At 40.5% G+C, this 10,615-nt stretch carries 8 protein-coding genes; 5 read left to right on the top strand and 3 right to left on the bottom strand.

The window, feature by feature from the left end; translation table 11 throughout:
- Window position 1 precedes the first annotated feature (1 nt).
- Together ACKPEB_RS00450 and ACKPEB_RS00445 are read right to left on the bottom strand one after the other, a co-directional pair.
- A complete protein-coding gene (locus ACKPEB_RS00450; RefSeq protein ID WP_408962792.1) occupies window positions 2-1,441 on the bottom strand; it encodes a protein kinase domain-containing protein in 1,440 nt (479 codons plus the stop codon).
- Between the two features lie 305 nt (window positions 1,442-1,746).
- Window positions 1,747-2,940, bottom strand: coding sequence for a class I SAM-dependent methyltransferase (locus ACKPEB_RS00445; RefSeq protein ID WP_408962791.1), 1,194 nt, complete (start codon window positions 2,938-2,940; stop codon window positions 1,747-1,749).
- A gap of 344 nt (window positions 2,941-3,284) precedes the next feature.
- On the opposite strand from ACKPEB_RS00445, the gene ACKPEB_RS00440 reads away from it, so the two are divergent.
- The 5 genes from ACKPEB_RS00440 to ACKPEB_RS00420 all read left to right on the top strand — a co-directional run bounded on the left by ACKPEB_RS00440 (window position 3,285) and on the right by ACKPEB_RS00420 (window position 8,737).
- Window positions 3,285-6,026: a phycobilisome rod-core linker polypeptide gene (locus tag ACKPEB_RS00440; protein ID WP_408962790.1), complete on the top strand. Its 2,742-nt coding sequence runs from the start codon at window positions 3,285-3,287 to the stop codon at window positions 6,024-6,026.
- A 155-nt stretch (window positions 6,027-6,181) separates the two neighbouring features.
- The gene (locus tag ACKPEB_RS00435) at window positions 6,182-7,276 is read left to right on the top strand and encodes a YheT family hydrolase (RefSeq protein ID WP_408962789.1); all 1,095 of its coding nucleotides are present in this window, start codon (window positions 6,182-6,184) and stop codon (window positions 7,274-7,276) included.
- 313 nt (window positions 7,277-7,589) lie between these two features.
- Complete coding sequence (locus ACKPEB_RS00430; RefSeq protein WP_408962788.1) at window positions 7,590-7,763, top strand: hypothetical protein; 174 nt, start codon at window positions 7,590-7,592, stop codon at window positions 7,761-7,763.
- Window positions 7,764-7,912: 149 nt separating this feature from the next.
- The gene (locus ACKPEB_RS00425) at window positions 7,913-8,068 is read left to right on the top strand and encodes a hypothetical protein (protein WP_408962787.1); all 156 of its coding nucleotides are present in this window, start codon (window positions 7,913-7,915) and stop codon (window positions 8,066-8,068) included.
- A 147-nt stretch (window positions 8,069-8,215) separates the two neighbouring features.
- Window positions 8,216-8,737, top strand: a complete 522-nt coding sequence (locus ACKPEB_RS00420) for a phycobiliprotein lyase (RefSeq protein ID WP_408962786.1) — start codon at window positions 8,216-8,218, stop codon at window positions 8,735-8,737.
- Window positions 8,738-8,758: 21 nt separating this feature from the next.
- Here the strand turns inward: ACKPEB_RS00420 and ACKPEB_RS00415 are convergent.
- The coding region (locus ACKPEB_RS00415; RefSeq protein WP_408962785.1) for an alpha-mannosidase at window positions 8,759-10,615 on the bottom strand (1,857 nt) is incomplete at its 5' end.

Below are 10,615 nucleotides of genomic sequence, written 5' to 3'. Positions count from 1 at the left end.
CTTATGTGTTAGAGTTTAGAGAAGAGAGAAGAATAACAACACATCCTACGCCATCCACTCCAACCACACCCCTCCAGGGAAGGTGACCCGGAAGTGCATTTTTATTAAAGGTCAATTGTTCGTAATTCAACCACTTTCCTCCTTTTTTCCATCCAACCCGGTTCGCAAGTTTCTCGAAAGTAGCCTCATCCCACTTTCCATCTAATTTCCCACCTTCTTCCAACCAGATTTGTTTCTGCACAGAAAAACCAAATCTGCCCTCAGAATATTTTAACCACAATTGGTCAATAATGCGTAATTCTTCTGGAGGAAAATTGTGACAATCATCTGTCGTTAACCAACCTTCTTTTTCTCTCCCCATAATTTGACACATAACTCTCCCAGTTTCCTGATCGGCTTCTTTCCATTTTTCTGTTGATAAAAGTTGGTCTATTTTGGTAAAATTAGCTTTAGAAGTTTGTAACTTAATATTAGGTTTTGGAGCAGGTTGGAATTGAGGTAACGGAGCGAAACTGCGTTGTCCAATAGCAGTTAAAACTTCCTGAGCAGACTGAAAGCGATCGCTAGGTCTATCCGCTAACATTTTATCCAAGACAATAGCCAAATTTTGACTAATAGATAGGCGATTTTTGCTTAACCATTCCTTCCAAACCCAACCTAAATTATAGTGGTCAAAAATCTCATCAACCAAGGTTCCATTTCTTTCTTGAGGAAAGACACCCGTTAATAATCTAATAGCAGTAATTGCCAAGCTATACATATCACTAGAAGCATTCGTTACTCCTCTCAATTGTTCCGGTGGCGCATAGCCGGGAGTGCCTGTCACAGTTCCCATACGGGTCATAATAGTCGCGCTAACTTGTCTGGAAACACCAAAATCTATTAACACTAAATCGCTAATTTGTCCATAGATACTAGGATCTAATTTATTTTTTCTACGAATAATATTTTCTGGTTTAATGTCACGATGGATAATAGACTTATTATGAATAAAATCCAAAATAGGTAACATTTCCACTAAAAAAGACTTGATCTTCGTTTCGTTAAATCTTCCCTGTTGTTTTAATTCTTTGAGTAAATCTTGACCTTCAATATATTCTTGAATTAAATACAACTTACCATCCTGTTCAAAGAAAGCCAATAAATCAGGAATTTGGGGATGTTTACCTAATTTTTCTAATAGCTCTGCTTCCTGTTCAAATAGTTGAATACATTTTTGCAATGCACCGCTATTTTGTGATAAAGGTAAAAATTGCTTAATCACACAGGAGCTATTTCTTCTATTTTGATCAACACCAATAAAAGTCCGCCCAAAACCACCTTCTCCAAGATAACTATGGGCGCGATAACGTTCAGTTAATAATAACTTTTGTCCGCATTTCTGACAAAAATTAGTAAGTTGAGCATTTTGGTGAAGGCAATCAGGGTTAAAACATTTCATAATGATTGATAAAAATAATGAATTGATATTATACTATTTTGCAAGATGTTTTTATACCGTTCAAATGGAAGTTGATTCAAGCTCTATTCCCAAATTTAATGATGTTATTAAATCCGTAGAGTTAAATAGTTATATAGCAAGTCTAAATAGGTTGTAATAACCTCTATGACTCAAACCCTTACCGTAGGGGCAATTCATGAATTGCCCCTACCACAAATCAAATAGGATTGCTATAGTAAATAAAACAATGCTCTGCTCCTAATTAATTTCGCTTTTAATCGATGAGCAGAGCATCATCCTACGGTTTAACTTAACAAAATTAATTGTCGAGCTTGGAGCGATCTCACCCCCTCTAAATCCAGTTGTGTTTCCGCTAAAAGTTCCCCAAGGGTTCGAGGAGAGTCTGTATTTTCATCGCAGGCTTTGAGAAACTCAAATTCAGCATCCGATAAACTAATAATTTGATAATTATAGTCAAATAAATGCTGACTGGGCCAGCCATTCATACAAGGACTCCGTTCAGGAATGGCGGCTAATAACGCTTGATCATTTGACCAAGTATTGCGAGGTAACGGTGAACGTCCCAGGAAGAATTCATAATGGCTAATTTCAGGATCAAGCAATTCAATTAAACGATATTGTTCGCGATCGCTTAATGCCCTTGACCGTTCCAGTAACTCCGGTGAATTGCCAATTAACCGCTCTAAATTCCAATAATTCGGATTAGAAAAGCCAATAAATTCTAAGCCCGACGCATCAATTAACTCAAATAACGTATTAATATTGTAGTCAATTTCTTGGGGATGAACATACATATCAGCAAAACATTCATCTCGTTGATTTTCCAATCCCCAACGTTGAGATTCATATTTCACTAAGCGATTATTTTCTGGGAGGGCTTCAAAAATTTGCCGACCCATTTTAACGCCATCTTTATAATCTCCTTGTTTGTTTCCTTGTAACAAAGCGATCGCTTTTTGCATTAATTGAATTTCCCAGCGTCCCAATTCAGCATAAACAAAAATGTGCATTAACCCCCCAGGGGCTAATTTTAATGCTAAGGTTTGAATGCCTCGAATGGGATCAGGTAAATGATGTAAAACACCCACACAGTTAATAAAATCAAACTGTCCCTCTAACTGGGTCACATCATAAAGGCTAAGACGGCGAAATTCCGGTGTCGGGGTTCCAGGGGTCGAGATCCCAGAACGGCGACAGCGTTCTTTGGCCGTTTGAATAGCTCCTTCACTGAGATCAATCCCCAAAACCGACGCTGTGGGGTTCAGGTTAATTAAATATTCCGTACTCGAACCGGTTCCACAGCCTGCATCTAAAATGCGAATGTCAAGATGTTTCGGCTTTTGACCCGTACAAAACCCATAGGCAACAGGCCAACACCAACGCCAGTTATACCCAGGTGGCGGTTCATCCAGCAAAGGGTCAGGGGGAAAGGGATAGGTATCATAAAGCCGTTTCACCGCAGAACTTACTTCTTCCATCGTTGTACCCTAATAAAATGTTTGAGTCGATTGCTGTACCGTAGATCAAGTCAGAGGGGTTAGCTCAAGGTCAACCGCCCACCGCGTAACAAAACTTATTCTTTTTTCTCAGATAACTTCACCCAAGTCTATACAATAATTGTCGGTACGCTTTTTTATAAATGTTTGGTAATCAGCCAAAATCATTTTAATCTGAAAGATTAAACTGGCAACAACTCAAGCAGGATGATCGGGTAGAAGGCATTGTTACATTCAGCCAAAACTAATCCGTTGATTGTTTGAGAACAGTACCATACTTTAGGTTCCATGCTGTAACGATTCAGATAGGGAGCGACAGAGATCGAATGAGTGTAAAGGCAAGTGGTGGAAGCTCAGTTGCGCGTCCGCAACTCTATCAAACCGTACCCGTTGCAACCATTTCCCAAGCGGAGCAACAAGATCGCTTTTTGGGTAAAAGCGAATTAAGTGAACTGGCAACTTATTTCAGTTCTGGGGCAAAACGTTTAGAAATTGCTCAAATTCTGACGCAAAATGCCGAATTGATTGTCTCCCGTGCCGCGAACCGGATTTTTACAGGCGGTTCACCTCTGGCATTCTTGGAAAAACCAACGGAAGTTCCAACGATGGTAATGGCCACAGTTGGAGGGGGTGAAGTTAACCTCACCGAAGGCATGAAACTGGGAACAATTTCCTATGTGGATAACAAAGGTGGCGGTTTATTCGAGGGTTTAAAATCAATTTTTGTGGATGCAGGGGCCGGGCCAGCCGTATTTTTACCGCCAGGGTTCCGACCGATTAACGTTTCTCGTTATGGCCCTGGAAACATGACCAAATCCCTGCGGGATTTAAGCTGGTTCTTGCGGTATACCACCTACGCCATTGTGGCAGGTGATCCCAATCTCATCGCCGTTAACGTGCGGGGATTACGGGAAATTATTGAAAATGCTTGTTCAAGCGCTGCAACGTTAGTGGCCCTGCAAGAAATGCGTCGGGCTGCTTTGGGCTATTTGAAAGAGGATAAACAAGCTCAAGAAATTGCCCTGCAATACTTCAATGTTTTAATCACCGAATTTGAAGGGTCAACGCCTGCCAATAAAGTGCGGCAACGTCCTAGCAGTGACCAACAAGGGTTAGCACTGCCTCAAATTTACTTCAACGCCGCCGAGCGCCGTCAGAAGTTCGTGATGAAACCCGGACTATCTTCGGCGGAAAAACAAGAGGTGGTCAAAGCCGCCTATCGCCAAGTGTTTGAACGGGATATTACCCGCGCCTACAGCTTGAGCATTTCCGACTTAGAATCCAAAGTGAAAAACGGCGAAATCTCCACCAAAGAGTTTATCCGCCGTTTAGGCAAATCTCCGTTATACCGCAAACAGTTTTATCAACCCTTTGTCAACAGTCGGGTGGTGGAACTGGCAGCCCGTCACTTCTTAGGTCGGGGTTTAAGTTCTCCTGAAGAATTTAGCAAATATTTCTCGGTTGTGTCCAAAGGTGGCTTAGGAGCCTTAGTGGATGCGATGGTAGATTCTCAGGAATATTCCGATTATTTCGGGGAAGAAACCGTTCCTTACTTGCGCGGTTTGGGTCAAGAAGCCCAAGAATGTCGCAACTGGGGGCCGCAAATTGACTTGTTTAACTACAGTGCACCCTTCCGCAAAGTGCCTCAGTTTGTGACGCTGTTCGCAGACTACAAACAACCTCTGCGGGATCAGCACGTTTACGGAACTGGGAATGATCCTCTGGAAATCCAGTTTGGCGCAATTTTCCCGAAAGAAACCCGTAATCCCAGCAATCGTCCCGCCCCCTTTGGCAAAGATACCCGTCGGATTCTGATTCGCAATGGGGCTGGAATTGATAACCAGTTAAGCAACCCAGCCGCACGGGGTAACAATCCCGGTTCTCTGGGGCCAAAAGTGTTTAAACTGGATCAACTGCCCGGAGGTTATATTAGCAGTCGGTTCAAGCGCAGTGGTAGCAGCAAAGGAACTAATGTTAATTACTCAGAAACCTCTACCCAAGCGGTGATTCAGGCGGCTTATCGGCAGGTGTTTGGTCGGGAACTGTATGCGGGTCAACGCCAAAGCGTTGCGGAAATTAAACTCGAAAACGGCGATATTACCGTTCGCGAGTTTATTCGGATTCTCGCTAAATCCGATGTGTTCCGTAAGATGTATTGGACATCGCTGTATGTGTGTAAAGCGATTGAATACATCCATCGTCGTTTGTTAGGTCGTCCCACCTACGGCCGTCAGGAAATGAATTCCTACTTCGATTTGTGCTCTAAAAAAGGCTTCTATGCTTTGGTGGATGCCATAATCGATTCTCAGGAATATAGCGAATCCTTTGGGGAAGATACGGTTCCCTATGAACGGTATTTGACTCCGGGGGGTGTGTTCCTGCGCACGGGTCGTGTGGGTGCTTTTGCTGAGAAACAACCGATGGTGGAGGAAGTCGTCACTCCTCGGTTTATCGAATTGGGTACCCCTGAAATTAAGGGTGAGATTGAGTTAGACAATCGCATTGCTCAAGGAGTCAGCAAGCGTCGTCAACAAACCAAAGTGTTCAAACTGACGAACACCGAGGATAAAGTGGCTCTGAACACTTTAATTCAAGCAGTTTATCGTCAAATCTTTGAGCGTGATATTGATCCCTATGTAACTAAAAATGAGTTTACGGCTCTGGAAAGTAAACTAGGGAACAATGAAATTAACTTGAAAGAGTTTGTTGAAGCGTTAGGAAGCACGTCTCTGTACATCAAGGAGTTTTACACTCCCTATCCTAATACCAAGGTGATTGAGTTGGGAACGAAGCACTTCTTGGGTCGCGCACCGCTCAACCAAGGAGAAATTCGGATGTATAACCAAATTCTGGCAACCAATGGGTTGAAAGGATTTATTGGGGCGATGGTGAACAGCGTGGAATATGCTCAACTGTTCGGGGAAGATACGGTTCCCTATCGTCGTTATCCGACCTTACCCGCCGCTAACTTCCCCAATACGGAACGCTTGTATAACCAATTAACCAAGCAAAATGATGAGTTAGTGGTTCCCAGTTTTGAACCGGTGGCCGCCACTGACCGCAGCTAAGATGAATCGGTTTTCAGGATACCCCTAAAGCGGACAATTTGATTGATTTTATCCCTCTGTATGATCACGGAGGGATTTTTATTGGAATTTCAGTCTATCAACAACGGTTTGTTATCCTAGAAAATGCTAACTCACTAGCCAATTAACTTAACTCCATGACTCAGCCGATTTATCAACCGCCTTTTCCTTTGAAAAATGGCTTGACAATGACGATTTATGCTGCATTAAAAGCTAGTAAAAACTGGGAACAAACGATTAATTTACCTGAACCTCCTTATCGAGATATTATCTTTTCTGGAGCGGGTGGAGTCCCCATTTATGGCATTGTTGCAATGCCTCCTAACCCTAAAGGAACGATTGTTTCCACCTATGGAATTACAGGAACTTTAGAGAATCAATGGTTTTTAAAATTGTGGGGAAGGAAAGCCTTTGCTGCGGGTTATGCAGTGGTTTTATTTGATTGGAGAGCTCATGGAAAAACCGCAGAATTATCCCCAACTTTAACGTCTGATGGTTTATTTGAAGGAGAAGATTTTGTCAGAATTGTCGCACAATCTAAACCAATCGGTTGTCCGGCTCCTTTTTGGTTCGCAGGATATTCTTTAGGAGGACAATTAGCGTTATGGGGAATTAAAGCCGCCCAAACGGTTAATGAATGGGGGCCAGATTTAAAGTTAAAGGATTCAGATATTGCTGGGGGGGCTGTGATTTGTCCGAGTTTAGATTCTCACCGTTCTTTAAGCTACTTAATCCAGCATCCTTTGGGAAAATATTTAGAACGAGCTATTACAAAAGAAGTGAAAAAAATGGCAAAACACTTATATTCTTATCATTCTAATGAGTTTGATTTAGAAGCGATTAAACGGATTAATTCGATTTGGAGTTTTGACCATGAATTAGTGATTGAACGATTAGGATTTAACAGTGTTGAAGCTTATTATGAAGCGAGTAATGCGTTACAGTTAATTTCGCAATTGAACAAACCAACTTTAATTTTATATGCAGAAGATGATCCCTTATTTGACCCTACCATTATTCCTGATTTAAAAGTTGCTAGTTCTCAAAATTTGGCTATTGATTTAGTCACAACAAAATATGGAGGTCATGTTGGTTATATTAGCAGTAAATCCTGTCAAAATCAATTTTCTGATCCAGATCGGTGGTGGGCTTGGAATCGAATTTTAGATTGGTTTATTGAGCAACAACATTCTTTCAGTTTTAAAGATAAACAATTAGCAACATTTAATTAATCGGTTTCCCTGGTTCTACCAGGGATTTTTATTGACGTTTTGAAGCCTTAATATTTGATTGAGAAGTATAAATAATAAAAACTACAACCGTAATTCTTGGTAAAATTTGACTCGATTCAAAGACAAAAACTAACAATCCTTACTTAAATTTACGGTTGACAAATATTAAAAAGTGTGAATTCAAAAAGTTTTTTAATTTTTGCGTAATTTTATCATTTGGCGCTGATATATCCATTACAGCTTAATCCAGAGGCAGGCTTTCTCACTGCTTCTGTGTCTGTGTTAGAAAAAAAACTTAATGGAGACCTAAGTTATGTTAGATATTCTCTTATCCTGCCTGTTCAATTTATCCGTTATTCCTTCTCAAGATTCTGGAATTGTTCATAACCGAATTGAAGCAATTTTTATCACAGACTTAACCTCTCATCCCTGGCTACCGATTTCTGTTGCACGAGAAAATAGCGATCCTATTGTTCCTCCTAACTAGAAATGGCTGATCAAAGATGTATTTTTAGTGGCTTATAGGAAATATAACCAATATAAAGTAGAGTTTATATTGGTTTTAAAATCTTTTATAAGCCTGACTCAAATGAGGATTTGAAACCGTTGATTTTCAATTACCAGAGTGCAACCCAGATGGAAACCCTGATTATTCTTTTCGGATTATCTGCCGGAGCAGCCCTTGCGGCTCAATTTCATCAGCCCAAACCTGAACCTCCTCCTAAAGAAAAATGGGATAAGGAATGGGAAGTTAAGACTAAAACTCGAATTAAATATCGCCGAAATCACTAATATGATTGTGAGAATCAGGTGTAGGGTGTGTCAGCGCTTACCTACTCTTCAACACCCTCTCAAATTTTATCCCTGGTTCGATGAGAAAACCCCCTTTATAGTAAAATTTTAAAGGCTGGGGGTTTTCTTATTTTTGGATCATTAACAATGAATATTATTGAATTTTTTGAATTAAGTACAGGAAAATGGTTTTCACAACGCACTTTACACCATTTAAAATCAGGGGAATTACAAGCGGGTAAATCAAATTTAATGATTGAGCCTTTACCTCCAACCGATGCAAAGATTGTTCAGCTTTGTCAACAATATAATATTGATCCGGCTACCCTTTCTGGAGGATTTCAATTAACCTGGGATGGAACGACAGAAGGAAATTCTGATTCTGTGAAAGGGTCTGCTATTTTAGTTCCAATTTTGAATTCAGATCATCCTCAACAAGGTCAATTTTTACAATCTCAAGGAACCAATCTGAATCAATCTTTATCGGGACGTTATAGTTTAGGAGACGATGAAGTTTTAACCTTAATTACGGAATCTCCTAATTTTTATGTTGAAGAACGGTTATGGTATTTGATGCCGAATTTGAGGTTAAGAACCAGTTTAGTTAAAAATAATTCGGGTTTAACTCAAGCATCTTTTTGTTCAGAAATTCGCATGGGATTAAAATAAGCTCACACCCTACGGCTATTCCTATTCTTGCGATAGCGCAAAACTGGCTATTTTCCAAGGAGAGATACTCTCCTGAGTTTCCTGGGGTTCTTCTAACAGATTAACCCCAGTTTTGAGGGTTAATCCTAGAGTATTCTTGAAGTTTAAAATAGTTTCCTCTCCTTGTGATTCATAACATCTTAAAATCCAGCGTTGCGGTTGGGTTTCTGACGGTTTGAACGCCATTAAAATTAACGAATCAGACCCTAATTCTAGGAAACTCTGGCTATCAGATAATTCAGCATTAGAATCAGATACACTAGAAGTAACAGCCGGATAAAGTTTAACTTGTAACGGACGATTAAACTCATAGCCTTTTTGAATGGTTTTGGCTTGTTTCCAATCTCCCGCATGAAGATAAAGGGCATAACTAAAATGATGATATCCTAAATCTGCTTCTGGGTCGGGCCAGGTTGAACTTCTTAATAAAGTTAATCGCAGTTGATTCGGTTGAGCATCATAGCCATATTTACTATCGTTTAAAATACTAATTCCATAATCGGATGTACTCAGATCTGCCCAATGAATAGCCGGAACTTCCCATTTGGCTTTTTCGGTATCAGTTTGAGGATCGGTCGAGCGTTGAATCACACCGCAGGGAATTTCATAACTCGCCCTATCGGCAGAAATTGTGAGGGGAAAGGCAGCTTTGATTAAAATATGACGTTCTTGCCAATTCACGGTTGTTTCGATTTTTAATAGCGGAGAATCTTGCTCTAAACGATAATCTTGACAAAATTCTGATTGCTGGAATTGTCGAATAATTCTTAATTTCCACACAATCGGCCCTTGTTCTATCCATTCAATCGATTTAACTTGGGGAGAAGCTAAGGGATATTGTTGATAATTCGGATCGATATTCCACCCATCCCAATATTGTCCAGAATCTTGAAACACTTGTAATTGATTTCCTGCTCCGGGTTTAAGGATATTTCGTTGATGAATTAAGTCAAAAACTTGGTCTAAATTTCCGGTTTCTGTATCAACAATAACTCGCAAAATTCCATTTTCAAAGCTAATCTTTTTTCCTTTCAACTGATAACTATTGACAAACTCGTTTTTTTCTGTTAGACTTTGAGTAAAATTGGGAATAGGTGTGCACGTATAGGGTCTATTCCACGAATTTTCAGGGGTTTCAGCTTCTTTCACCCCCAACCAATAAACGCGATACCCCACACTCGGAACATTTTTTGCTAGAAATAACAATTGCGGATTTTCCGACCTTTCCCCTCGGAGTTGGGAAGGTTGGGGTATTCCGTGACTATCGTAAATTTCCCAAGGATGATCGGAATTAGGAATAGTGACCGCAACGACTTCTGAGCGTGACCAGTTGAGGGAATTAAAGATCACAATAGCTTGGGCGTTGGTTTGGGGTGGGGGAGGCAGAGGAATAAATTGAGCGATCGCATCGAAGGCTTGTTGTCGAATCTGATCTGCATTGGTGATAGCCGTTTCCCAGTCTTGATTGGCTTGTTCGTAGACTTCGGTAATTGAAGAACCGGGTAAAATATCGTGAAATTGATTCAATAAAACTTGCTTCCAAGCCGTTTCTATTTCCCGTTGGGGATAGGGAGATTGACTGTAAAGAGAAGCAATCGTCGCAAACAGTTCTGCTTCATATAATATCGTTTCACTGCGGCGATTATACCGTTTTTGATCCGCGTGGGTTGTATAGCAACCGCGATGGAATTCTAAATATAATTCATCTCGCCAGACGGGAAGGGTTAAGTTAGGATCATTGAGGACTTCTTGTAAATAATCAGTAACGCTTTGAAAGGTAAAATTAGGAAAAATTGCTCTTTGATTCCAACGTCGAGTTATTTCTAACATATCACGAGT

Source organism: Planktothrix sp. (assembly GCF_046067725.1).
Classification (GTDB): domain Bacteria; phylum Cyanobacteriota; class Cyanobacteriia; order Cyanobacteriales; family Microcoleaceae; genus Planktothrix.
This window is presented reverse-complemented; position numbering and strand designations above follow the sequence as displayed.